Annotated in this window: 13 protein-coding genes and 2 pseudogenes; 5 read left to right on the top strand and 10 right to left on the bottom strand. The window is 70.2% G+C overall.

Translation table 11 applies throughout. The features are described 5' to 3' along the window. Together ACLU3S_RS10405 and ACLU3S_RS10400 are read left to right on the top strand one after the other, a co-directional pair. Window positions 1-409 (top strand): annotated as a pseudogene (locus tag ACLU3S_RS10405) (hypothetical protein); the annotation flags it as partial. A gap of 206 nt (window positions 410-615) precedes the next feature. Further along, window positions 616-1,305 (top strand): TetR/AcrR family transcriptional regulator, encoded by a 690-nt coding sequence (locus ACLU3S_RS10400; RefSeq protein ID WP_413951467.1) that lies wholly within the window; start codon window positions 616-618, stop codon window positions 1,303-1,305. 3 nt (window positions 1,306-1,308) lie between these two features. On the opposite strand, the gene ACLU3S_RS10395 is transcribed toward ACLU3S_RS10400, so the two are convergent. From ACLU3S_RS10395 to ACLU3S_RS10365, 7 genes are all read right to left on the bottom strand, one after another. After that, complete coding sequence (locus ACLU3S_RS10395) at window positions 1,309-1,674, bottom strand: 5-carboxymethyl-2-hydroxymuconate Delta-isomerase (protein ID WP_413951466.1); 366 nt, start codon at window positions 1,672-1,674, stop codon at window positions 1,309-1,311. 32 nt (window positions 1,675-1,706) lie between these two features. Beyond that, the gene (gene pulA / locus ACLU3S_RS10390; protein WP_413951465.1) at window positions 1,707-7,112 is read right to left on the bottom strand and encodes a pullulanase-type alpha-1,6-glucosidase; all 5,406 of its coding nucleotides are present in this window, start codon (window positions 7,110-7,112) and stop codon (window positions 1,707-1,709) included. A gap of 203 nt (window positions 7,113-7,315) precedes the next feature. Further along, on the bottom strand, window positions 7,316-8,692 hold the full coding sequence (locus tag ACLU3S_RS10385; RefSeq protein ID WP_413951464.1) for an alpha-amylase: 1,377 nt from the start codon (window positions 8,690-8,692) through the stop codon (window positions 7,316-7,318). A 166-nt stretch (window positions 8,693-8,858) separates the two neighbouring features. After that, entirely contained in the window at window positions 8,859-10,529 is a 1,671-nt protein-coding gene (locus tag ACLU3S_RS10380; protein ID WP_413951463.1) for a glycoside hydrolase family 13 protein, read from the bottom strand. Between the two features lie 203 nt (window positions 10,530-10,732). Beyond that, window positions 10,733-11,638: a sugar ABC transporter permease gene (locus ACLU3S_RS10375; protein WP_413951462.1), complete on the bottom strand. Its 906-nt coding sequence runs from the start codon at window positions 11,636-11,638 to the stop codon at window positions 10,733-10,735. 19 nt (window positions 11,639-11,657) lie between these two features. Beyond that, window positions 11,658-12,662, bottom strand: coding sequence for a carbohydrate ABC transporter permease (locus ACLU3S_RS10370; protein WP_413951461.1), 1,005 nt, complete (start codon window positions 12,660-12,662; stop codon window positions 11,658-11,660). A 101-nt stretch (window positions 12,663-12,763) separates the two neighbouring features. Next, window positions 12,764-14,038 (bottom strand): extracellular solute-binding protein, encoded by a 1,275-nt coding sequence (locus ACLU3S_RS10365; RefSeq protein ID WP_413951460.1) that lies wholly within the window; start codon window positions 14,036-14,038, stop codon window positions 12,764-12,766. 379 nt (window positions 14,039-14,417) lie between these two features. Here ACLU3S_RS10365 and ACLU3S_RS10360 point away from each other — a divergent pair, with 379 nt between their 5' ends. Both ACLU3S_RS10360 and ACLU3S_RS10355 read left to right on the top strand, forming a co-directional pair. Then, complete coding sequence (locus ACLU3S_RS10360; protein WP_413951459.1) at window positions 14,418-15,473, top strand: LacI family DNA-binding transcriptional regulator; 1,056 nt, start codon at window positions 14,418-14,420, stop codon at window positions 15,471-15,473. Between the two features lie 106 nt (window positions 15,474-15,579). Further along, entirely contained in the window at window positions 15,580-16,446 is an 867-nt protein-coding gene (locus ACLU3S_RS10355; protein ID WP_413951458.1) for a phosphatase PAP2 family protein, read from the top strand. 143 nt (window positions 16,447-16,589) lie between these two features. On the opposite strand, the gene ACLU3S_RS10350 is transcribed toward ACLU3S_RS10355, so the two are convergent. The 3 genes from ACLU3S_RS10350 to ACLU3S_RS10340 form a co-directional block, all read right to left on the bottom strand. Next, a complete protein-coding gene (locus ACLU3S_RS10350) occupies window positions 16,590-19,589 on the bottom strand; it encodes a bifunctional [glutamine synthetase] adenylyltransferase/[glutamine synthetase]-adenylyl-L-tyrosine phosphorylase (RefSeq protein WP_413951457.1) in 3,000 nt (999 codons plus the stop codon). A gap of 662 nt (window positions 19,590-20,251) precedes the next feature. Continuing rightward, window positions 20,252-21,610, bottom strand: coding sequence for an MFS transporter (locus ACLU3S_RS10345; RefSeq protein ID WP_413951456.1), 1,359 nt, complete (start codon window positions 21,608-21,610; stop codon window positions 20,252-20,254). Window positions 21,611-21,950: 340 nt separating this feature from the next. Next, entirely contained in the window at window positions 21,951-24,029 is a 2,079-nt protein-coding gene (locus ACLU3S_RS10340) for a SpoIIE family protein phosphatase (RefSeq protein ID WP_413951455.1), read from the bottom strand. 652 nt (window positions 24,030-24,681) lie between these two features. On the opposite strand from ACLU3S_RS10340, the pseudogene ACLU3S_RS10335 reads away from it, so the two are divergent. Beyond that, window positions 24,682-24,831, top strand: a pseudogene (locus ACLU3S_RS10335) (DNA-binding protein); the annotation flags it as partial. Window positions 24,832-24,901 lie beyond the last annotated feature (70 nt).

The following is a 24,901-nucleotide window of genomic DNA, read 5'->3' as shown; positions in this document are numbered from 1 at the left end:
CAGGAGCGTCAACGCCTGGTCCTACGCCGAGCAGCCGCTGCCCGACGGCAGCGGGGCGGGCGACTGGGTGTGCACCCGGGCCGAGACCTGGCGGGGTGACGGGCCGGCCGTGCTGGCGCAGTTCCGCACTCCGGGCGGGCGGTACGGGGCGGTCGTGGCCAGGGCGCGCAACGTACCGGCGTGCGGGCCGCGCGATCCGCATGTACTGGCCGGGGTGCTGTGGAAGTCCCGCGGCGGGCACTGGTACCTGCTCGCCGCCGGCAGCGAGGGCACCTCGTCGATCCGGGCGACGGGCGGGCTCAACGCCTCCGGGCAGGGGCCGTTGCTGGTGGCCCGGGCCAAGGAGGGGACGCGGGCCGAACTCAAGGGCACCCTGGCCGGCGGGCGGTCGATCAGCGGCCTGCACTAGCCGACGCTCGTCGCCGAGGACGAGCGGGTGCCGCTCAAGGCCCGCAAGTTGTCCTTCTCCTGGATGCGGAGCGTGCCGGCTCGATGCCGCTCCGCGCGTCCCGGGCCAGAAGTGAGCGTCTCGTGCTCGACCTGTGACCGAAATGGCGCGAATGCCGGTACGGGTCCGGACCGTTGGCGGCTGAATCCGATCGGTAAGGTGTTCGCATGCGTACCGGGGTTCGCCGCAGATTGGGCGTCGAGGAGCGGCGGCAGCAGCTGATCGGCGTCGCCCTCGAACTGTTCAGCCGACGCTCGCCCGACGAGGTCTCCATCGACGAGATAGCGTCGGCCGCGGGCATCTCGCGCCCGCTCGTCTACCACTACTTCCCCGGCAAACTCAGTCTGTACGAGGCCGCGTTGAAGCGCGCCTCGGAGGATCTCGCGGGCCGGTTCGCCGAGCCCCACGAGGGCCCGCTCGGCGCCCGGCTGCTGCGCGTGATGCGCCGCTTCTTCGACTTCGTGGACGAGCACGGGCCGGGATTTGCGGCCCTGATGCGCGGCGGCCCGGCCGTGGGCTCCTCGACGACCAACGCCCTGATCGACTCCGTACGGCAGGCCGCGTATGACCAGATGCTGTCGCACCTGGGCGTCACCGAGGCGCCCCCGCGGCTGGAACTGGTCGTCCGCTCCTGGATCTCGCTCGCCGAGTCGACGGCGCTGCTCTGGCTGGACGGCCGGCGCGTCCCGCGCGCCGAACTGGAGGTCCAGCTCGTCCACGACTTCGCCGCCCTCGCCGCCGTCAGCGCGGCCCACGACGAGGGCATGGCGGCGCTGCTGAAGAGGATGGCGAAGGACGAACCGGCCGACGGCCCCTTCGCGGAGCTCGTCGGCCGGCTGATCGCCCTCGGTTCCTGACCGCTACTGCTCGCACTTCCGGTAGGAGCGGTCCAGTTCGCGGACCTCGGCGGAGGCGTGCAGGGTGACCCCGTCCCCCGGCGCCACATGCCGCCGGATCAGCTCGACGACGGCCTCCGTCAGCCGCGCCTTCGTCTCGTCACTGCGTCCGGCGAGGAGCCCGATGGTCACGTGCACGATGGCGTGCCCGCCCGCATCGGGGTCCTCGTATCCGAACACACCGCAGTCGCTGTACCGGAACAGCGTCTTGCAGGCCTCCGGCTTGGCCGCCGCGATCCCGACGGCCGCCTCGTGCAGCGCCCGCGCGAAGACGTGCCGGTCGAGGGCGTCCTTCCCCGGGTGCGAGTAGTCGACGGTGATCTGCGGCATGGGCACTCCTGTTCTACGGTGACGAGCCGACCCTACGCCGCCGCCCGGGTGAACACCGCCACCGTCCGGGCCGGGACCGTGAAGGTGCCCGAAGCGGACGTGTAGGAGGAGGTCTTCACGACCGGGTCGGCGCCGGAGGCCTGGGCCGGGTGGAGCCGGTAGTGCGCTCCGGCCAGGCCGGCGATCCGCTGCTCCTGCCGCTGCGGGGTGGCGTTGAAGACGACGACCAGGTCGCCGAGCCTCATGGTGATCACGCCCGGCGTCTCGTCCTTGCCGGACAGCGGGAAGGACAGCTGGTCCTGCACCTGCGCGGCGGTGCCGAGCGAGAACGCCTTCTCCGTCGTACGGATCCTCAGCAGGTCCTGGTACGCGGCGGAGGCGCCGGTGATCTGCGGACAGCCGACCTTCACGCCGGTCAGCAGCGGCTTGGCGTAGTCCCACTTGGACTGGTTGTCCGCCGCCATGGGCAGGCCGCGGCCGAAGCCGTTGCCGTCGGCGCAGTTCCAGTGGATGGCGTTGAACCAGTCGCCGCTGTCGAAGGAGTTGCGGTCCAGGGACTTGGAGCGCAGCAGGTCGGTGCCCGCCTGGGAGAGCGACGGCCCCTGCGAGAGGGCGGCCGTGGCCATCGCCAGCACCTGCATGCGGGCCCGGTCCGCGGCGGACGTGTCCTTGGGCAGCTTGTAGGTCAGCGCGTCGAAGAGGGACTCGTTGTCGTGCGCGTCCACGTAGGCGAGGGCGTCGCCGGGCGCGTCCGCGTAGCCGGCGGGCGAGCCGTTGTAGTCCACCTCGGCGCCGGTGACCTGCTTGCCGTCGGTGTCGGTGAAGTGGTACTTGGCGAGGTTGCCGCTGAGCCCGACCTTGATCAGGTCCTGGTAGTGCAGCAGGCGGGCCTTCTGCTCCTCCTTCGAGCCGTTGGCGGTGGAGGAGTTGGGGTCGGTGTACAAGCCGGAGGCGAAGCCCTGGACGCCGGGGTCCGAGTCGAAGGGGCTGCCGCCGCGCACCGCGTCACGGGCCCGGTCGGAGAAGGTGGCGATCCCGGTGCCGGCCATGTTCGCCTGGGTGGCCTGCACGAACCGGGCGTCGTTCGCCACCTCGCCGAAGTTCCAGCCCTCGCCGTAGAGGATGATCTTCTTGCCGTCGACGCCGTCCTTCTTGAGGGTCAGCGCGTCGAGGGCCTTGCGGACGGCGAGGATGTTGGCCTTCGGGTGGTGGCCCATCAGGTCGAAGCGGAACCCGTCGACCTTGTACTCCTTGGCCCAGGTGACGATCGAGTCCACGACCAGCTTGCCCATCATCGCGTTCTCCGGCGCGGTGTTGGCGCAGCAGGTGCTGTTGGCCACCGAGCCGTCGGCGAGCAGCCGCTGGTAGTAGCCGGGCACGATCCTGTCGAGCACGCTGGTATCGGCCTGGCCGCTGGCCGCCGTGTGGTTGTAGACGACGTCCATGACGACGCGCAGGCCGTCCTGGTTGAGTGCCTGGACCATCTTGCGGAACTGGACCGTGCGGGCGGTGCCGTCCGGGTCGGTGGCGTACGAGCCCTCGGGAACGGTGTAGTGGTACGGGTCGTAGCCCCAGTTGTAGGCGTCCTTCGCGGCGATCTTCGCCACGCACGCCTGCTGCTGGTCGGAGTCGGCCGGGTAGGAGGCGAGGTCGCAGTCGGTGGTCGCCTGGTCGGCCTTCTTCTCGGGGATGGTGGCGATGTCGAAGGCCGGCAGCAGGTGGACGTAGGAGGTTCCGGACTTCGCCAGCTGCTTCAGGTGCTTCGAGCCGTCGCTGTTCTTGTCGGTGAAGGCCAGGTAGGTGCCCCGGTCCTTCGCCGGGACGGTGCCGTCCGCGACCGAGAAGTCCCGGATGTGCAGCTCCTGGATCTGCGCGTCCCGCAGCGGCACCGCCTTGGGCTTGTGCAGGGATGCCCAGCCGCTCGGTGCGAGGGACCTGTCGTTCAGGTCGACGACGAGGCTGCGCTCGGAGTTCGCGGTGAGCGCGACCGAGTAGGGGTCGGTGACCTTGTTGGTGACCATCTCGCGGACGCTGGGCGCCCAGACCTTCACGACGTACCGGTACGGCTTGCCCTTCCAGGACGCCGGGCCGCTGACGGACCAGACGCCGGTGGTGTCGTCCCGGTGCATGGGCTTGAGGGAGCCGTCCAGCTCCAGTGAGACGCTCCGGGCCGTCGGCGCCCACACGGACAGGGTCGGCTTCCCGTCGTGGAACACCGGTCCCAGGTACGCCTTCGTCGCGCCCGGGTACAGGTCGTCCAGCACGCCCGCGATCTGCACGCCGGTCGCCGTGAGCACGGCGCCGTTCGCGGCCCGCTGCGAGGCGACCAGCTGACCCGTCAGCGCCTGGCGCACCCGGTCCCGGTCACGCGGGTCCACGGACCAGGCGGCGTAGTCCTTCAGGTACGGGAACCTCGACTTCTGGGCGTCCGTGAGCGTGGTCTTCTCCAGCCGGATCCAGCGCTCGTCGTCGCTGGTCAGGGCCCCGTCCTTGACGGCGATCGAGCCGTCGCGGGAGTACAGCAGCTGGGTCGAGACGGCGCCGTCGGCGCCGTTCCACGCGACGGTGTCCCGGTCGATCCAGACCGCCTTGGAGGTGGTCAGGTCGAGCGCGGCCGCACTGCCGGCGGGCTGCGGCAGCAGGTACTTCTCCTGGCCGCTCAAGACCCACACCTCGTGGCCACTGGCCTCGAGGTCCAGGGACTGGTCGGCGGGGAGGTCCTTGTCGTCGCCCTTGTGGAGGATGTAGCTGAGGCTGGTGGCACCGTCGGTGAGCGGTACCTCGAAGACCGCGCCATAGGCATCAGTCTTCACCGGCTTCAGCGGGTTCGACCAGTCGGTGGGGTTCGCGGCACCCGTCCAGACGTGCAGGCCCCAGCCGTCGTAGTTCCCGTCGGCGCGGTGGTAGTGGATGACCGCCTTGGTCGGGTCCTGGGCCGGGTAGTCGGGCCGCTGGGTGAGGACGTCGGGCTTGCCCTGCTCGACCCAGACCTCGCCCGTCTTGGTGACGTCGATGCTCCGGTCGGCGGAGACGTCCTTGTTGCCGTCCTTGTCGACGACCAGGAAGCCGACGTTCGAGGCGCCGGGCTTGAGCTTGACGTAGGCGAAGGCGCCCCAGGCGTCCCGGCCGGCGAACGGGTGGCCGGCCGGCCAGGTGGTGGACTCGCCGTCGGCGATGTCGCCCCAGGCGTACAGGCCCCAGTCGCCGTAGTCGCCGTCGGCGCGCTTGTAGTGGACGATCGCGTAGTCGCGGGAGGAGGCCGTGGGGACCTCGGGCGCGGGCGGGGTGCCGGTGGTGCCGGTCGCCGTGGCGCTCGCGGTGTGCCCGGCGGAGTCGATCACGACCGCCTTGTAGCGCAGGGCGGTGCCGGCGGGGACGTCCTTGCCGAGGGTCTGGGTGACCTTGTACGGGGCGTGGTCGGCGGAGCCGAGGACCTGCCACTTCCCGTCGCCGACCTGGGCGGCGAAGACGACGCGGTCCAGCCCGCCGCCGTCGACGTCGGCGCCGATCTCCACCGTGCCGGTGGCGCCGGGGGCCGGGGCGTGCAGGGTGACGGACGGCTTGGTGGTGGGCGCCGCGAGGGTGCCGGCCGCCTTGTAGACGACGGCGGAGCCGGCCGGGACGGTGACGGTGACCTTGCGGTCGCCGTCGGACTTCACCGCGTCCGTGGCGCCGTAGACGCCGCGGTACGTCATGTCCGCGGAGCCGGTCGGGAACGTGGCCGTCTTCGCCGCGTCCGCGTTGTTGAAGGCGACGACGTACTCCTGGCCGGTCCTGGCGTCCGTCCGGGTGACGGCGTAGACGCCCGCGCCGTCGGCCGCGTACCGCTCGGTCTGGACTCCGTCGGCCAGCGCCGGGTTGGCCTTGCGGAGCCTGGAGAGCGCGGCGATGTCGCGGTACAGCGGGGCCCTGGTGTCGTAGGCGTCGGCGGCGGCGGTGCGGTCGGTGCCGATCTCGTCGTCGTCCAGGTAGTCGGCGACCTTGGAGGCGAACATGGTCTGGCGGGCGTCCTTGTCGCCCCCGGAGCCGGTGAAGCCCTGCTCGTCGCCGTAGTAGACGACCGGGTTGCCGCGGCTGAGGAACATCAGCTCGTTGGCCAGCCTGTCCTTCTTCAGGATCTCGGCGTCCGTCGCCTTCGGGTTGTCCTGCTTCAGGAAGTACCCGATGCGGCCCATGTCGTGGTTGCCGAGGAAGGTGACCTGCTCGTACGCGTTGGCCTTGTCCGTCGTGTACTTGTAGTCGTCACCGAAGACGCCCGCGAGTTTCTGCGCGCTGCCGCCCTGGGAGGCGTAGCCTCGGGCCGCGTCCTGGAAGGGGAAGTCGAGCGTGGCGTCGAGGCGGCCCTGGGTGACGTACGGGGACGTGACCGAGGTGCTGGAGTCGTAGGTCTCGCCGAACATGAAGAAGTTCTTCCGGCCGTGCGCCGCCGCGTACCTGTCGAGCGCGGTCGCCCACTGGGTCCAGAACCCCATGTTCACGTTCTTGACGGTGTCGATGCGGAAGCCGTCGACGGCGTAGTCCTTCACCCACCGCTCGTAGATCTTCTCCATGCCGTGCACGACCTCGGGGCGCTCGGTCCACAGGTCGTCGAGGCCGGAGAAGTCGCCGTAGGTCGCGGACTCGCCGGCGAAGGTCGAGTCGCCCCGGTTGTGGTACATCGTCGGGTCGTTGAGCCAGGCCGGGACCTTGGCCCTGCTCGTGACCTGCGGGGTGTACGGGAAGGAGCCGGTGCCGACGGCCGGGAACCTCCTGCCGCCGTCGGCGTAGTCGGCGTCGTCGAACGGCCGCCCGTCCTTGGTCAGGTACGGGAACGCGCCCTTGGAGAGGTACTGGGAGGACTTCTCCTTGTAGTCGACGACGTCGGCGGTGTGGTTGGTGATGACGTCGAAGAAGACCTTCATGCCCTTGGCGTGTGCCTTGGAGATGAGGGTCTTCAGGTCCTGGTTGGTGCCGAAGTGCGGGTCGACCTGGGTGAAGTCGGTGATCCAGTAACCGTGGTAGCCGGCGGAGGCGTTGGCGCCGGTGCCCTGCACGGGGCGGTTCTTGAAGATGGGCGCCATCCAGATGGCGGTGGTGCCGAGGCCCTTGATGTAGTCCAGCTTCCGCGTCAGGCCCTTGAGGTCGCCGCCCTGGTAGAACCCCTTGTCGGTGGGGTCGTAGCCGGTGCTGAGCCGCGAACCGGTGAGCCCGCCGCGGTCGTTGGACCGGTCCCCGTTGGCGAACCGGTCCGGCATCACGAAGTAGAACTGCTCGCGCGTGTCGTCGTGCCGGGCGGGCTGGGCGGCCAGCGCCGCGTCGGACGGGGGCGCGGGCGGGGTGGCGGCGTGTGCGGCCACTGGCTGGATCAGCGCGGCGGCGAGGGCCGCGACGGTGACGGCCGCGACCCTCCTGCTGCTGGGGGTGCGGCGCCTTCCGGGCGCCGGCCATCTCGGTATCACAGGCTTTGACTCCTTGCGATTACGGCTCTCTTGGGTCCGACCCCTGCGCCGCGGCTCGGCTCCGATGCCGGACGCCCGCGCGACCGTATCGCCGACGAAAGGTTTACAGCAAGAGTTTTGAAAGCGGTAGCAAGTACTTTCATCGCCAACGTGCGGGCAGGCCCGCACCGCTGGGGGTGGGCGGTGCGGGCCGGTCCACGGGGTCAGCAGCTGGACTTGCCGGCGTAGACGGCGAGCGCGGTGTTCGGGGCGACCGCCGCCTGGAACCAGCCACTGCCGTTGACCGTCACGGTCCGGTTGCCCTGCACGTCGCAGTAGGTGCCCGCGGGCAGGGAGGTCTGGTACCAGCGGTCGGCCGTGGTGCTCTCGTGGTTGATGACCACATAGCCCTTGGTGCCGCGGCCGAAGGCGATGAGGTCGTCGCCGTCGTCCCACCAGTTGGTGACCGACTGGCCGCGGGTCGCGTTGCGGAAGGCGACCATGGACTTGATCTCCGGCCACGCGTGCTGGCACTTCCAGCCGTCCTGCCAGCAGGCGTTGACCTGGCCGTTGTCGGGCGGCCCGGCGTCGGCGTCGGACCACTCGTAGCCGGAGTTGATGTCGGGGGCACCGTAGGGCCAGGCGAGCATGAACACGTTGGCCAGCGTGTAGTCGGCGCCGCTCTTGTAGTTCAGGGTCGAGCCGTTGCGCTCGGTGTCGTGATTGTCGACGAAGACGCCGGCCACGGAGCTCGGGAGGTAGCCCCAGGCCTCGCCGAAGTTGTTCAGGTAGGCCAGCTTCTCGCTGGTGAAGACGCGCTTGAGGTCGTAGGCGTAGCGGAACTCCTGGACGTCTCCGTTGCCGGTGTACTCGGAGGGCTGCACGGCCTCGTTCGCCCCGTAGATGACCTCCTGCTTCCAGTAGGCGGAGGGGTTGGTCAGGCGGGACTTGATGTTCGCCAGGTCCTCGGCCGGGATGTGCTTGGCGGCGTCGATGCGGAAGCCGTCGGCGCCGAGGGAGAGCAGGTCGTTCATGTACCCGGCGATGGTCTTGCGGACGTACTCCTCGCCGGTGTCCAGGTCGGCGAGGCCGACGAGTTCGCAGTGCTGGACGTTCCAGCGGTCCTGGTAGTTGGTGACCTGGGAGGTGCAGTCGTCGAAGTCGGGGTAGGAGTACAGGCCCGGGTAGTCGTACTTGGAGTACGTCGAGCCGCCCGTGCCGGTGCCGCTGCCCGCCGACATGTGGTTGACGACCGTGTCGACGACCACCTTCACGCCGGCCGCGTGACAGGTGTCGATCATGTTCTTGAAGGACGTGCGGTCACCGAGGCGGCCCGCGATCCTGTACGACACCGGCTGGTACGACGTCCACCACTGGGAGCCCTGTATGTGCTCGGCGGGCGGGGAGACCTGGACGTAGCCGTAGCCGGCGGGGCCGAGGGTGGTGGTGCACTCGCGGGCCACCGAGGCGTAGTTCCACTCGAAGAGGACGGCGGTGACGTCCTTGGTGCCGGGCGGCGACGCCTGCGCCGTAGTCGGGTACATGCCAATCGAGAAGGCGGCGGCGAGGGCGAGTGCCGCGGGGAGGGTTCTGCGTGCCATGTGGGGGTTCCTTCGTCTTTGAAGGCGCCGTTGAAGGCGTGGAGAGCCGCTGTTGTCGCTTGCTGCAATGTTTCAGCAAACTTGCGGTGACGCAGATGGTAAAGGCCCGCTGCCGGAAAGGCAGCGGGCCTGTGTGAAGTTGATGCAAGAACTTTCAGAAGCGGTGTCAGTCCGCCGTGGCCCACCAGACGGTGGTGTCAGCGGGCACCTTCGCCTCGTCGCCCGTCTCGGCCACCTCGCCGCTGCTCAGCAGCGCGCGGCCGTACGCCGGAGTGCGCACCGACTCCCCCGTGGTGTTGGTGACGCAGACGAAGTCGCCGCGCCGGAAGGCGAGAACGCCCTCGGGGGCCCGCAGCCACTCCACCGCGTCGCCCGCGCCGAGGTCCGGCCGGGCGCGGCGCACACGCAGCGCGGACCGGTACAGCTCCAGCGTCGAGTCCGCCACGCCGGTCTGCGCCTCCACGCTCAGCTCGCCCCAGGCGGCCGGCTGCGGCAGCCAGCTGCCGCCGGCGCCGAAGCCGTACGAGGAGCCCTCGCGGGTCCACGGGATGGGGACGCGGCAGCCGTCGCGGAAGCCGTCCTGGCCGGCGCCGCGGAAGTACGCCGGGTCCTGGCGCACCTCGTCGGGCAGGTCGACCACGTCGGGCAGGCCCAGTTCCTCGCCCTGGTAGATGTACGCGGAGCCGGGCAGCGCGAGCATGAGGAGCGTGGCGGCGCGGGCGCGACGCAGGCCCAGCTCCCGATCGCCCGCCGAGCGGATCTGGGTCCCGAGCCCCGGCGGGTTGGCGAAGCGGGTGGCGTGGCGGGTGACGTCGTGGTTGGACAGCACCCAGGTGGCGGGGGCGCCGACCGGGCGCATGGCCTCCAGGGTGCGGTCGATGACCGTGCGCAGCTCCTCGGCGTCCCACTCCGTGCTCAGGTACTGGAAGTTGAAGGCCTGGTGCAGCTCGTCGGGGCGGACGTAGTTCGCGGTGCGCTCGACGGTCGGGGTCCAGGCCTCGGCGACGAAGATCCTTTCCCCCGCGTACTCGTCGAGGATGCGGCGCCACTGGCGGTAGATCTCGTGGACGCCGTCCTGGTCGAAGAACGGCATGACATCGTTGCCGAGCAGCTTGAGCTGGTCGTGCGCGCCGAGGTCGGGCAGCCCGTCGGCCTTCACCAGGCCGTGGGCCACGTCGATGCGGAAGCCGTCCACGCCCATGTCCAGCCAGAAGCGCAGGATGGAGCGGAACTCGTCGCCGACGGCCGGGTGCTCCCAGTTGAAGTCGGGCTGCTCGGGGGCGAAGAGGTGCAGGTACCACTCCCCGTCCTCGACGCGCGTCCAGGCCGGGCCGCCGAAGATGGACTCCCAGTCGTTGGGCGGCAGCTCGCCGTTCCTTCCCTTGCCGGGGCGGAAGTGGTAGCGCTCGCGCAGCGGGGAGCCGGGGCCCTCGGCGAGCGCGCGCCGGAACCACTCGTGCTGGTCGGAGGAGTGGTTGGGGACCAGGTCGACGATGATGCGCAGGCCGTGCGCGTGGGCGTCGCGGATCAGCGCGTCGGCGTCCAGCAGGGTGCCGAACATGGGGTCGACGGCGCGGTAGTCGGCGACGTCGTAGCCTGCGTCGGCCTGCGGGGAGGCGTAGAAGGGGCTGAGCCACACGGCGTCGACGCCGAGGTCGCGCAGGTACGGCAGGCGGGAGCGTACGCCCTCCAGGTCGCCCATGCCGTCGCCGTTGCTGTCGGCGAAGCTGCGCGGATAGACCTGGTAGATGACCGCGTCCCGCCACCAGTCGCGGCGGTCGGCGACGGTGGCGACGGCGGAGTGGTGGGCCTGTGCGGCGGGGGGCTGCTGGCTCATGGCGTCCTTGAAGTGGTGCGTGACCGGGTTCGGGTCATGGGCGGTGGATACGGCGGCGGGGCGGGGCCGGGAGGGTGCGAGGCGGCCGCGGTGCCGGCGGGGTCTGGGTGTCTCCCCGGCTCGAGCGAAGCCGGGAGCCGGGAAGGACACCGCGGCCGCCTCCCCGCGCGAACTGGTGCGCGGGAGTCCCTCCGAGTGGGGCGTCAGCCCTTCGTGCCGCCGGCGGTGAGGCCGGTGACGAGGTTCTTCTGCACGAGGTAGAAGAACACCGACACGGGTATCGCGATCAGCACCGCGGTGGCGGCCATGTAGTTCCACTGGGCGTCGTGCTCGCTGACGAAGGTCTGCAGGCCGACGGCGAAGGTGTACTTCGAGTCGTCCAGCAGGAAGGTCGTCGCGAAGGCGACCTCTCCGACGGCGGTGATGAAGTTGTAGAACGCGGCCACGGCCAGGCCCGGGCGGGCCAGCGGCAGGATCAGCCGGAAGAAGGTGCCGAAGGGGCTCAGGCCGTCCACGCGTCCGGCCTCGTCGATCTCGAAGGGGATGGTGTCGAAGTATCCCTTGAGCAGCCAGGCGCTGTACGGCACGGCCGTCGTGCAGTTGATGATGATCAGCGCCCAGTAGGTGTCGATGAGGCCGAGCTCGCTGAAGATCTCGTACATCGGCACGATCAGGATGGCGATCGGGAAGGCCTGGGTGAGCAGCAGGACCCACATCAGCGGCTTGTAGCCGGGAAAGCGCATGCGCGAGACCGCGTAGCCGGTGGTGGCGGCGACGAAGACGCCGATCAGGGTGGTGCCCACGGCCACGATCATCGTCGACTTGAACCACTCGAAGAAGCCGGTGTGCTCGAGCACGAAGGTGTAGTTGGAGAAGCTGGCCTTGCCCGCGATCCCGCCGGGGTGCAGGTAGTCCTCCTTGTCCGGGCCGAGCGAGAGGTAGATCAGCCAGGCCACCGGGGCGAGGGCGATGAGGCTCGCCACGGCGAGGCCGCCGTGCAGCAGCGCGACGCCGAGCGGGCCGCGCTCGCCGCGCCGGCGGACGCGGCGGGCGGACGCGGGGGCGGACGCCGGTGCGGTCCCGGTCTTGTCGAGGGTCGTGGTGCTCATGGCAGCGTCTCCTGCGGCGTCAGACGGCGAGCTGGTCATTGCGCTTCAGCCAGCGGAAGTAGAAGGAGGTGAAGACGGTGAGGATCGACAGCAGCAGCACGCCGTACGCGGCGGACTGGGCGAAGTCGCGCGGCTGCTGGCCGAAGCCCAGCTCGTAGGCCCAGGTGACGAGGATCTGGGCGTCCGGGGCGGAGTTCTTGCCGAACAGCAGGAAGATGATGACGAACTGGTTGAACGTCCAGATGATGCCCAGCAGGACGACGGTGGAGCTGACCGAGCGCAGACCCGGCAGGGTGACGTGCCGGAAGCGCTGCCAGGCGCTCGCGCCGTCCATCTCGGCGGCCTCGTAGAGGCTGGAGTCGATGGACTGCAGGCCGCCGAGCAGCGAGAGCATCATGAACGGCACACCGCACCAGGTGTTGACCATGATCGCGGCGAACCGCTGCCAGAAGGTGTCCTCCAGCCACTGCGGCTGGGGCAGGTGCAGCCCGTGCAGGACCTGGTTGAGCACGCCGCTGTCGGCCAGCATGATCCGCCAGGAGAAGACGGTGACGAAGGTCGGCACGGCCCAGGGCAGGACCAGCAGCACCCGGTAGAGGGTACGGCCGCGCAGCTTCTCGTTGAGCATGAGCGCCAGGCCCAGGCCGATGGTGTAGTGCAGGGCCACACAGGCGACCGTCCAGACGACGGTCCACAGGAAGTGCGACCAGAACCGGTCGTACGACAGCGGCCCGAACAGGATGTCCTTGTAGTTGTCGAGGCCGATGAACTTGTACGTGGCCGGGATGTGGTTGACGCCGATGGTGCGGGCCGAGTTGAGGCTGTTGGCGTCGGTGAGGGTCAGATAGAAGCCGCGGATCAGCGGATACGCCACGATCACGGCGAGCACGACGACCACGGGCGCGATCATCGCGTAGGCGTACCAGTATCTCTGGTAACCGTTTTTGATGCGCTGCCCCAGCCCGGGCCGAGGCGCGCGGTCACCGCGGCGCTTGCCGGTCGCGCGGTCGATGGCGACTGTCATGGTTCGACACCTTCACGATCAAAGGGTTGGGCTGGGCACAGGCCGTGGCCGCCGGATCCTTCCCCCTTCTTGTACCGGGAGGATCCGACGGCCACGAGGGCTCACTTGCTGAAGTCGGGCACCAGCTTGACGATGGCCGCCTCGGCGTTGCTCAGACCCTGGTCCAGGGACTCCTTGCCGCCGGCGATCTTCGGCAGCTCGGTGTCCAGCGGACCCCACAGGGAGCTGTACTCGGGCAGGGCCGGGCGGGGCTGGGCGGCGGACAGGACGCCCTGGTAGCCGGCGATGCCCGGGTCGGCCTTGACCTGGTCGGTGTAGGCGTCGGAGCGGGTGGGCAGCGTGGAGTTCTTCAGCGCGATGGTCTCCTGGGACTTCGCCGAGGTCATGAACTTCACGAACTTCAGCGCCGCGGCCTGGTGGGCCTTGTCGGAGCCGGCGTAGACCGCGAGGTTGTGGCCGCCGGTCGGGGCGCCCGCCTTGCCGCTGGAGCCGGCGGGGACGGTGGCGATGCCGAGGTTGGACTTGTCCTTGAAGGCCGAGCCCTTGTAGAAGTTCGTGATCTCCCAGGGGCCCTGGATGATCGCGGCGACCTTGCCGTTGACGAACGCGTCCTGGATGTGGGCGTAGGCGTCGGCCGTGGTGTCGGCCTTGTGCAGGCCCTGCCCCTTGAACAGGCTCAGCCAGGTGCCGTAGGCCTTCTTGGCGGCGGGCGAGTCGACGGTGATCTTCTTGGCGGTGGCGTCGACGGTGTCGGTGCCCTCGCCGTAGAGGAAGCTCTGGGCATAGTAGGCCTGGGTGGAGCCCCAGTAGCCGTAGACGTGCTCCTTGGCGTCGATCTTGGCGGCGTCGGCCCTGAGCTCGTCCCAGGTCTTGGGGGCCTCGGTGATGCCGGCCTTCTGGAACAGCGCCTTGTTGTAGACCAGCGCGAGGGTGTCGGTGACCAGCGGCACGCCGTAGGTCTTGCCCTGGTACTGGGCCTGCTTGATCAGGTTCGGCTCGAACTTGGCCTGGTCGGCGAGGGCCTCGGTGCCGTCCAGGGGCAGGAAGTAGCCCTTCTTGGCGAAGGCCGGGGTCCAGCCGACCTCGGAGCGCAGCACGTCCGGGGCGCCGCTGGCGCCCGCCGCGGTGTCGAACTTGTTCTGCGCCTGGTCGAAGGGCACGTCGACGTACTTGACCTTGATGTTCTTGTTGGCGGCCTCGAACTGCTGGACCAAGGCCTTGTACGTCGGTGCCTCATTCGTGGCGTTGGAGGTGTCCCACCAGGTGATGGTGACCGGGCCGTCCGCCTTGCCGCTGTCGCTGCTCCCGCCGTCGCAGGCCGTCGCCGTGAGGGCGAGGGACGCCACCAGCGCGGAGGCCGCTATGCCACGCCGCATGAGTTCTCCTTGAGGGTTTGAGCCCGAGTGGTACAGGGGGCGGTCCCGTCCGCCCCTGCGACTTGCCGACTGCGCCGTTGCCGCGGCCGGGCGACAGGGAACGTAACAGCGATGTAAGCGCCGCGAAAGACCTTGCAGAAAAAAAATGCAAGACGCGTCGAAGGTTACCCGCCCGTGACCCGCCCTCGACCCCGCCGCAACCCAGTATTGGAGCCGGTGGAGCGGTAAGCGGCACACTTGTGCAAGACTCTGCAAGCTCTTGCCACCACGAACCTGAGGGAGCGCGATGAGGCAGCAACCCGCGGCGGGCCGTTCAGCTCCCCGCCCCCGGCGCCCGGCCGGTGTGCAAGGCGAGACCCGACCGGTACAGTCCAGTGCCGTGACCACACGGCTTGCCGACATCGCCGCGCAGGCGGGGGTGAGCGAGGCGACCGTCAGCCGGGTCCTCAACGGCAAGCCGGGCGTCGCCGCCACCACCCGCCAGTCCGTGCTGGCCGCGCTCGACGTGCTGGGCTACGAGCGCCCGGTGCGGCTGCGGCAGCGCAGCGAGGGCCTGGTGGGCCTGATCACGCCGGAGCTGGAGAATCCGATATTCCCCGCCCTGGCCCAGGTCATCGGCCAGGCGCTGACCCGCCAGGGCTACACGCCGGTGCTCGCCACGCAGACCCCGGGCGGGTCCACCGAGGACGAGCTGACCGAGATGCTGGTGGACCGCGGGGTCGCGGGCATCATCTACGTCTCCGGACTGCACGCCGACACCACCGCCGACATGCAGCGCTACGAGCGGCTGCGGGCCCAGGGCGTGCCGTTCGTGCTGGTGGACGGCTTCTCGCCGAAGGTGCAGGCGCCGTTCATCTCCCCCGACGACCGGGCGGCGATGACGCTGGCGGTGACGCACCTGGCGTCGCTGGGCCACACCCGGATCGGGCTGGCGCTCGGTCCGAAGCGGTTCGTGCCGGTGCAGCGCAAGATCGAGGGCTTCCTGCGCGCGATGCAGGACCAGCTGGGGCTGAGCGCCGAGACGATCGAGTCGGAGCTGGTCCAGCACTCGCTCTACACGCTGGAGGGCGGCCAGGCCGCGGCGACGGCGCTGATCGAACGGGACTGCACGGCGGTGGTCTGCGCCAGCGACATGATGGCGCTCGGGGCGATACGGGCGGCCCGGCAGCGGGGCCTGGAGGTGCCCCGCGACGTGTCGGTGGTCGGCTTCGACGACTCCCCGCTGATCGCGTTCACCGACCCGCCGCTGACCACCGTCCGCAAGCCGGTGCCGGCGATGGGGCAGGCGGCGGTGCGCACGCTGCTGGAGGAGATCGGCGGGACGCCCGCGCCGCACAGCGAGTTCGTTTTCATGCCGGAGCTGGTGGTGCGCGGTTCGACCGCTTCGGCACCGGGTGAGCGGGGCGACCGCACGCGTGTCGATCGCCAGGCGTAGGCGGCGCCCGGGGGTGACGGTCCTCCATACGTCGTAGGGGCGTGCGCCGCGGACCCGACCTTGGGATGATCGGGCGCGGAAGCCTTTTCTGGCAGACTCTGTGCCTATGAGTGACTCGACCGTGACAGAGCCGGAAGGTCGCGAGGGGGTGGCCGTTCCGCAGGCCGTCACGGGCGAGGACAGCGGGGGTTTGCCGGGCCGGCTGCGGCGCCCGCGCAGGCCCCGGCTGTGGTTCGAGATCCTTCTGATCGCGCTGAGTTACTGGACGTACTCGCTCATCCGCAACGCCGTGCCGGAGCAGCGGGGCAAGGCGCTGCGCAACGCGACCTGGATCTGGAACGTCGAGGACCATCTGGGCGTCGCGGTCGAACGGTCGGTCAACCATGCCGTGAACTCGGTGACTTGGCTGATCATCGGCATGAACTACTACTACGCCACGCTGCACTTCGTCATCACGATCAGCGTCCTGGTGTGGCTGTACCGGTGGCACCCCGGCCGGTACGCGGCGGCCCGGCTGGTGCTGTTCGCGACGACGGGTGTGGCGCTGCTCGGTTACTACGTGTTCCCGCTCGCCCCGCCCCGGCTGATGCGCGGCGGGCACTTCGTGGACACGGTGATGGTGCACCACACGTGGGGCTCGATGGCCTCCGGCGACCTGAAGCACATGTCCAACCAGTACGCGGCGATGCCGTCCATGCACATCGGCTGGTCGCTGTGGTGCGGGCTGACCGTCTTCGCGCTGGCGTCGGTGCCGTGGGTGCGGGTGCTGGGCCTGCTGTATCCGGCGGCCACACTGCTGGTGATCGTCTCCACGGCCAACCACTTCTGGCTGGACGCGGTGGGCGGGGTGCTGTGCCTCGCCTTCGGCTTCACGACGGCCCGGCTCTGGTACGGCTCACTGCCGTACACCCTGCCGAGATTCGCCCCGGCACGGTCCCGCGGCCCGGAACCGGCCGAGGCACCGGCGGGGTAGGGCGCCGGGGACGGTGTGGTTGGGCTCGGGTGGGGGGCTCGGGCGCGGCTCAGGTGCGGGTTCCTGAAAGGCCGAGGGCGGGGTGCGGGGGCGGGCTCAGTGCCGGATCGTGAAAGACCGGGGGCGGGGTGCGGTGGCGTGTGTCAGCCGCCGTCGCCGTAGAAGAGGTCCTCCACGACCGTGCGCGCCCTGCGGGTGGTACGGCGGTAGGCGTCGAGCATGTCGCCGACGTGGCCGGCGCCGTAGCCCAGGTAGCGGCCGACCGCGGCCAGCTCCCGGGGCTCGGTGGGGAAGGTGTCCCCCGCCCGGCCGCGGACCAGCATGACCGCGTTGCGCACCCGGGTGGCGAGCACCCACGCCTCGTCCAGGATCGCCGCGTTCTCCGCGTCCAGCAGCCCGGCCTCCTGGGCGGCGGCCAGGGCCGCGCGGGTGCGGGTGGTGCGCAGGCCGGGCACCTCGTGACCGTGCTGGAGCTGGAGCAGCTGGACCGTCCACTCGACGTCGGACAGGCCGCCGGGGCCCAGCTTGGCGTGCAGCCTGGGATCGGCACCGCGCGGCAGCCGCTCGGACTCCATGCGGGCCTTCAGCCGACGGATCTCGCGCACGGCGTCCTCGTGCAGGCCGCGGGCCGGATAGCGCAGGGGGTCGATCAGCTCGATGAAGCGGCGGCCCAGGTCCTGGTCCCCCGCGACCGGCTCGGCCCGCAGCAGCGCGTGCGACTCCCAGGCCAGGGACCAGCGGCGGTAGTAGGCCGCGTACGACGTCAGGGTGCGCACCAGCGGGCCGGACTTGCCCTCCGGCCGCAGGTCGGCATCGATCAGCAGCGGCGGGTCGGCGCTCGGCAGTTGCAGCAGGCGGCGCATCTCGGCAACGACCCGGTTGGCCGCGGCGGCCGCCTCCTGTTCGTCGACGCCGTCGCACGGCTCGTGCACGAAGAGCACGTCCGCGTCGGAGCCGTAGCCCAGTTCGTGGCCGCCGAAGCGGCCCATCCCTATGATCGCGAACCTGGTGGGCAGGGTGTCGCCCCAGCCGTCCCGGACGACCGCGCGCAGGGTGCCGGCGACGGTGGCCGCGGTGAGGTCGGACACGGCGGCCCCGACCCGGTCCACCAGGGCGCCCTGGTCGGCCTCGGCGGGGCTGGTCTCGGTGCCGTACGAGCCGACGATGTCGGCGGCGGCGATCCGGAACAGCTCGCGGCGGCGGACCCCGCGGGCCGCGGTGACGCCCTGCTCGGCGTTCTCCGCGCGGCCCACCGCGGCCAGGATCTCCTGCTCCAGGGCGAGCCGCCCGCGGGGCGCGAGGCCGCCACCGTCGCCGTCGCCCAGCAGCGCCACCGCCTCCGGGGCGCGCATCAGCAGGTCCGGCGCGAGCCGGCCGGCCGACAGCACGCGGGCCAGGTTCTCGGCCGCCGCGCCCTCGTCCCGCAGCAGCCGCAGGTACCAGGGGGTCTTGCCGAGCGCGTCGGAGACCTTGCGGAAGTTCAGCAGCCCCGCGTCCGGGTCGGCGGAGTCCGCGAACCAGCCGAGGAGGACCGGCAGCAGCGTGCGCTGGATGGCCGCCTTGCGGCTCACGCCGGAGGCGAGTGCCTCCAGGTGGCGCAGGGCCGCGGCCGGGTCGGCGTAGCCGAGGGCGACCAGGCGTTCGCGGGCCGCCTCGGGACTGAGGCGGGCCTCCCCGGGGGCGAGTTGCGCCACCGCGTCGAGCAGCGGGCGGTAGAAGAGCTTCTCGTGCAGCCGTCGTACGACCGTGGCGTTCCGCTTCCACTCGCGGGTCAGCTCGGCGACCGGGTCGGTGCGCAGGCCGAGCGAGCGGCCGAGGCGGCGCAGGTCGTCCTCGGCCTGGGGGACGAGGTGGGTGCGGCGCAGTCGGTAGAGCTGGATGCGGTGCTCCATCGAGCGCAGGAAGCGGTAGGCCTCGTCGAGGCGGGCGGCGTCCTCGCGGCCGACGTAGCCGCCGGCGGCCAGGGCCTGGAGGGCGTCGAGGGTGGTGCCGCTGCGCAGGGAGGCGTCGGCGCGGCCGTGCACCAACTGCAGGAGCTGCACGGCGAATTCGACGTCGCGCAGTCCGCCGGGGCCGAGCTTGAGTTCCCGCTCGATCTCGGCGGCCGGGATGTTCTCGACGACGCGGCGGCGCATCTTCTGCACGTCCGCCACGAAGTTCTCGCGTTCGGCCGCCTTCCAGACGAGGGGTTCGAGGGCGTCGAGGTAGGCCTGGCCGAGGTCAGCGTCGCCGGCCACCGGGCGGGCTTTGAGCAGGGCCTGGAACTCCCAGGTCTTGGCCCAGCGTTGGTAGTAGGCGAGGTGGCTGCTGAGGGTGCGCACGAGGGGGCCGTTGCGGCCCTCGGGGCGCAGATTGGCGTCCACCGGCCAGATGGAGCCCTCGACAGTGGTCTCGGAGCAGATCCGCATGAGGTGGGAGGCGAGCCCGGTCGCGGACCTGAGGGCCTTGGCCTCGTCGGCGCCGTCGGCCGCCTCGGCCACGAAGATCACATCGACGTCGGAGACGTAGTTCAGCTCGTGGCCGCCGCACTTGCCCATCCCGATCACCGCCAGCCGGCAGGCCGCGGCGTCCTCGGGGGCGTCGGCCTTCGCTATGGCCAGGGCCGCGCGGAGGGTGGCGGTGGCGAGGTCGGCGAGTTCCGCGGCGGTCTCGGCGACGCCCGTGGTGCCGCAGACGTCGCGGGCGGCGATGGACAGCAGGCAGCGGCGGTAGGCGACCCGCAGGGAGACGGGGTCGGTGGCCTCGGCGAGGCCGCGCTCGAACTCCGCGAGGCCCGGGTGCAGGTCCTGCGGCTCGTAGGTGACCAGGACCTGCCAGTCGCTCGGGTGGCGGGCCAGGTGGTCGGCCAGGGCCGCGGAGGCGCCAAGGACGCCGAGCAGGCGGTCGCGCAGGGGCTTGGCCGCGATGAGGGTGTCCAGCAGTTCGCGGCGGGCGGTGGTGTCGGGTTGCGCCTCCAGCAGGCGGACCAGGCCGCGCAGCGCGAGGTCGGGGTCGGCGGTGGCTCCGAGGGCCTCCAGCAGCACCGGGTCGTCGCGTACGGGCGCGAGTTCGGGGCCGTCCAGTAGGCGCTCGGCCGATGCGGCGTCCGTGAAGCCGTGTCGGAGCAGTCGAGTGAACGTACTGCTTCTGCGCCCCGGCGTCATCCGCGGCCTCCCCTCGGATCAAACTTCCTGGCCAGAGCGTAGCCGCCTCCGGCGGGGTGTGCGGGGCGACCACCGTCCGGAACCTCGTCCGTGCCGCTCGTGCGGTGTGGGTGCGGGGCGTTCTGGGGTGGCTGGGGTGCCGTGCCCGCAGCGCGGGTGCGGGAGCGTCGTGGTGCAGCGGGGGTGCCGCGGGTGCGGGGCGTTTTGGTGCGGCTGGGGTGCCGTGCCCGCGGCACGGGTGCGGGAGCGTCGTGGTGCGGCGGGAGTGCCGCGCCTGCGGCACGGGTGCGGGAGCGTTGTGGTGCAGCAGGAGTGCCGCGGGTGCGGGGCGTTTTGGTGCGGCTGGGGTGCCGTGCCCGCGGCACGGGTGCGGGAGCGTCGTGGTGCAGCGGGAGTGCCGCGGGTGCGGGAGCGTCGTGGCTTGGGGTCATGCCTGCGGCGCATGTGCGGAAGCGTCGTGGCTGGGCGCGCGCCTGGGGTTCGTCGTGGGTCGGGGCCGCGCCGCGTGGTGTCCGTCCTCGGTCCGGCGGGCTGTCGGCTGAAGGGTGGGGGTGTCGGCGCCGGCCGCTGCGGGCGGACACCACCCGACACGTCCCCTTCCCGCCGTACGCGGCCGCGGGCCCCACCTCCTGCGGTCAGAACGCCCCGCAGGGGCCCGCGCGTCATCGGTCGCCCCTGTCACCGGACTTGGCCGGCACGCATCGCCATGCCAGGGCCGCTGCGGTCAGGTAGGCCAGGGTTCCGGCGAGCATGCCGGTGCGCAGGCCGGTGCCGTAGTCGGCGCTGGTGGCGAGGAGGCTGCCGCCGAGGGCGACGCCGGTGGCGCTGCCGATCTGCCGGGTGGTGTTGAACAGGGCGGAGGCGGCGCCCGCGTACGCCGGGGGTGCCGCGCCCATCACGGTGGCGGTCGAGCCGGTGAGCGCGAAGGACGTGCCGAAACCGGTGGCCATCATCGGGGCCACCAGGAGCAGGTAGGCCGGATCGGCTCCCGCCGCCGCCCAGCCGCCCAGCCCGAGGGCGCCCAGGAGCATCCCGGAGATCACCAGGGGGCGGTCGCCGGTGCGGCGGGCGAGCCGCCCGGACAGGACGGAGGCGAACATGGTCATCGCCACCGCCGGGAACAGCGCCAGCCCGGTGCGCAGGGCGCTGAAGCCGCGCTGGTGCTGGAAGTACAGGCTGGCGGTGAACACCATGCCGTAGAAGGCGAAGTTGAACAGCAGGCCGATGGCGGCGGCGCCGCTCATCGTGCGGGAGCGCAGCAGCCGCAGCGGCAGGGCGGGGATACGGGCGAGGCGCTCACGGAGCACGAACGCCGCACCTGCCAGGAGGGCCAGCCCCAGCCCGGCGAGCACGGCGGGGTCGGACCAGCCGCGCCGTCCGGCCTCGTTCAGCGCGGCGGTCAGCAGGGCCACGGCGGCCACCACCGCGCACTGCGCAGGCCAGTCCAGGGCCCGGTCGGCGCGGAGCGGCGAGCGCGCGACGTACCGTGCTGTCAGCGCCAGGCATGCCGCCCCGACCGGCAGGTTGATGAGGAACACCCACCGCCAGCCCACCGTGGAGACCAGCAGCCCGCCCAGCAGCGGCCCGGCCGAGGCCGCGATGCCCGCCATCGACCCCCAGAGCCCGAAGGCACGCGAGCGGGCCGCCGGCAGTGGATAGGCCTCCTGCAGCAGGGCGAGGGACCCCGGCACGATCAGCGCCGCACCGAGCCCCTCCACCAGCCTGGCCGCCACGAGGAAGCCGGCGCTCGGCGCGAGGGCGCATGCGGCGGAGGCGATGGTGAACACCGCGACCCCGGTGCAGAACACCCGCCGGTTCCCGAGCCGGTCGCCCAGCGCGCCACCGGTCATCAGGAACCCGGCGAAGACCATGGTGTAGCCGTCCGTGATCCACTGGACGCCGGTGAGCGAGGCCGCCAGCTCCCGCCCCACCACGGGCACGGCGACGTTGATGATCGTGACGTCCAGAATGACCATGAAGTACCCGGCGCACACGGCAAGCAGGGGTGCCACGCAGGGCATGCTAGGCGCGCCTGGGAGCCGGGGGCTGCCGGCGCACCACCCCGGCCCGGTCGGGCGGTGAGACACCGCCGGCTGTGTCTGGGGCAGTCTGGGGCCGTCCCGAGTGCGGCCCCCCCTTCGCCATGCGGCGGGCCCGGCGGTCCGACGCACGCTGGGAGCACCGATGCCCTGCGGGCGCTGAACTGGGACAACGAGTCCCTGCGCGGGCTGTCGGAGGCGGCTCGCCTGACCGTGTCCTCGCCGGCGTCTGGAACGAGGTTCCGGAGGGCAGCTACGGCGTCGTTCGGCCGGGTTCGGATGGGACGAATGACTGGCGAGGCCGCAGCTGAGAAGGAACCAGTCAAGCCGGCGTCGCTTTGGTACGGGCGATGAGTACGGTCACGTCGTCGGTCAGGGGTCCTGCGTCGGTCATCATTGTGCGAAGTGCCATGTCGCAGACGCGTTGCGGATCCGCTCCAATGTTTTGCAAGCCTCTTTTGAGGATATCGACTCCAGCGTCGATGTCCCGGTCACGACTTTCAATCAACCCGTCTGAGTAGAGGACAATCATGCTCCCCAGTGGTAGTTCGAGGTCGGTGCTGGGATAAGGGTGCCCCAGTAGGTTCATACCGAGAGGTGGCGCTGTGGCCACTTCGGGAAGTTCGACATGGCCGGACGCGGTGACGAACATCGGTGCCGGGTGGCCGGCGCACGCGATGGTGCAGTGCCGCGAGGCGGGGTCGTAAATGGCATAAAGGCATGTGGCGCCGATGGTACCCCAACTGCACGTTTCCTCGGCGTCAGCCGAAACGTCCTGGTCGTCGGCACCCTCGCCGAGCATGCGAGTGACCTTGTCGGCCTGGAAGAGCAACTGGCCGGGCTCCATGTTGAGGGCTGCGAGGGTGCATATTGTCGCGCGTAGTCTCCCCATGGCCGCGGCGGCCTGGATGCCGTGCCCGGTGACATCACCGACCACCAGCGCGACTCGGTTGTCCACGAGTGAAATGACATCGAACCAGTCCCCGCCGACTCCCACACTGGCGTCCGCCGGTAGATAGCGATACGCCACTTCCAGTGCGGAATGCGGCTCAATACACTGGGGAAGAAGTCGCCGCTGCAAAGTGAAGGCGATCTCGTGCTTTCTGGCGTAGCGTCGCGCATTTTCGATGCTCGTGGCGGCGCGACATGCCAGCTCCTCCACCAGGATTGCGTCTTCCGTCTCGAAGGGAATGGGTTTCCGCCAGCGGAGGAGGGTTGCCACTCCTATGGTGAGGTCACAAGTTCTGAGGGGAATCATCATCGCGCTGTGGACGCCCAGGTCGAGGAGTTCGGAAACGGATACCGGATCGATGGAATACCACGTGGTGTTCTCGTTGAGTTGCCGGAGGACGATGGGGCTCTCTGTGTGCATTGCTTCGAGCTGCGGAGATCCAGGAGACCACGTTACGGCCCCTTCCTCGGACAGGTCCGCCGTGATCAGATCCTGAACTGATCGGGTTACAATTCTCCGCATTGGGACATTGGGCAGGCTCGCATACGTGTTCAGCTGATGAGCTTCACCTGTTGGCTCAAGCATGTCGACCGCAACGAAGTCGGCAACTTGCGGGGTGAGCATGCCGCAGAATTCTGATGCCGTTTGTGTCGCGTCCAAACTTGTCCCTATGCGCTTGATAGAGCGACTCAGCAGGGAGATGCGACCGCGGGATCGCATGGACTCGGAGATGTCGAACATGACGTTCGCAATTCCGAGTATTTCGCCCGCCCTGCCTTCCAGTCGAAAAATAGAACAGGTCCACCAATCGTCATAAATTATTCCCGTGGTTTCGAAACTTCGAAACCGGGCACCAACAATGGGTCTGCCGGTCCGCAACACGTATCGCAGTCCGTTCTCGTACTCGGCGATTCGCTCACTGGGCATAACCTCGCCGAGAGTGCGCCCGACTAGTTGACTGTCGGGGAGGTGCGCCCATTGCTGCGCCGCTGAATTCACGAAAGATATCCGCAAATCTGGCCCATAGACGAAAATACCTATCTTCGAACTCTCGGAGATCGATTCCAGGAGCGCCGCGCCTTCGTCGGCGTGCCGCGCTCCTTCCATATCGGCGACGAAAGCCAGCCACAGGCGTGCGGAATGAGTGGGACCCGGCATCGGATCCAGTCGAAGCCATGTTTGCACGTGCGAGCCATCCTGCTGACGCAGGCTGATCCTGCCTACCGAACCGCCCTGCCCCTGCAATCGGGCCGCAAATCGGGCATGATCCGGTTCCTCGGCGAGCAGGGAAGTGACCGGACTTCCGAGAACCTCCCCCGCGCAGTAGCCGAGCCACTCTTGTGCCTCGGGACTCCACGCGAGCACGGTACCGTCGGCGTCCAGTGCGATGGTGGCGGTACGAGGCCGCCGGGTGAAGTGACGGGGATCAGAGGTTGGTTCCGTGCCCATAGCCATCGCTCCCTGCTTCTCTCGTTTCAGCTTGCTGCACGCCCCGGTACTTCTCCAGCGATAGGAGGAGAGCGGCGCCTCCTCGCGGTCGCCGACGCGGCCGGCGGCCCGAGCGCGCCCGGGTCGCCCGCGTCGAACTCACCAAGCTGCCCGGGAAGGAGACGAGACTCTCGGGGGCCGCCTGCCGACCGACCTGCGCGACCGCGTGTTCCGCGGCGCCGACCGCATGTCGACCGCCGCCATCCTCGAGATCCTGCTCGGACTGGATGACGCGGCCTGGGTCGACCTGCACGACGACGGCCGTCGGCGTAGTAGCCCTTCGGGGTGCCGGCGCCGACCCGGATGCCTCGGGGCCGTATCGGGGTGTTGTCGGGTAGACGTACTGGCTCGGCAGCCTTGACAGGCCCCGTGCGGTGAGGGGTTTACCTGGCCGATGCCCGGGCCCGCCGCGGCCCCCCTCCCCCGAGAAGTGCGCAACATCCGCAACACCACAGGTCAGCGAGGGTGAATCCGTGGCGGAAGACCCCGGCGAAAGCCGCCACGTGTCCGCGGAAGCCGACACCCGCCCGCTGCGCATCGTCGGCTGACCAGCCATCACGCACGGTGCCGCTGCGCGACCGCGCAGCGGCACCTATCCGCGACATGACCGCCATTCGAGGTACCGAAAGAGACCGTCTACCAGTGGCGCAAGAAGCGCATCGGCCCGCCCGGCTTCCGTATCGGCAGGCACCTTCGCCACGACCCCGCTGACGTGAAGGCATACGTCAGCGGTTGCAAGGACTCCGATCGCGACGCCGCCTGACAACAACAACCCCGGCAGACGGCATGACGAGAAGGGAAGTCCACCGCGTGGCCGGGCACATCCAAGACCG

The organism is Streptomyces sp. AF1A (genome assembly GCF_047340315.1).
Classification (GTDB): Bacteria; Actinomycetota; Actinomycetes; order Streptomycetales; family Streptomycetaceae; genus Streptomyces.
This window is presented reverse-complemented; position numbering and strand designations above follow the sequence as displayed.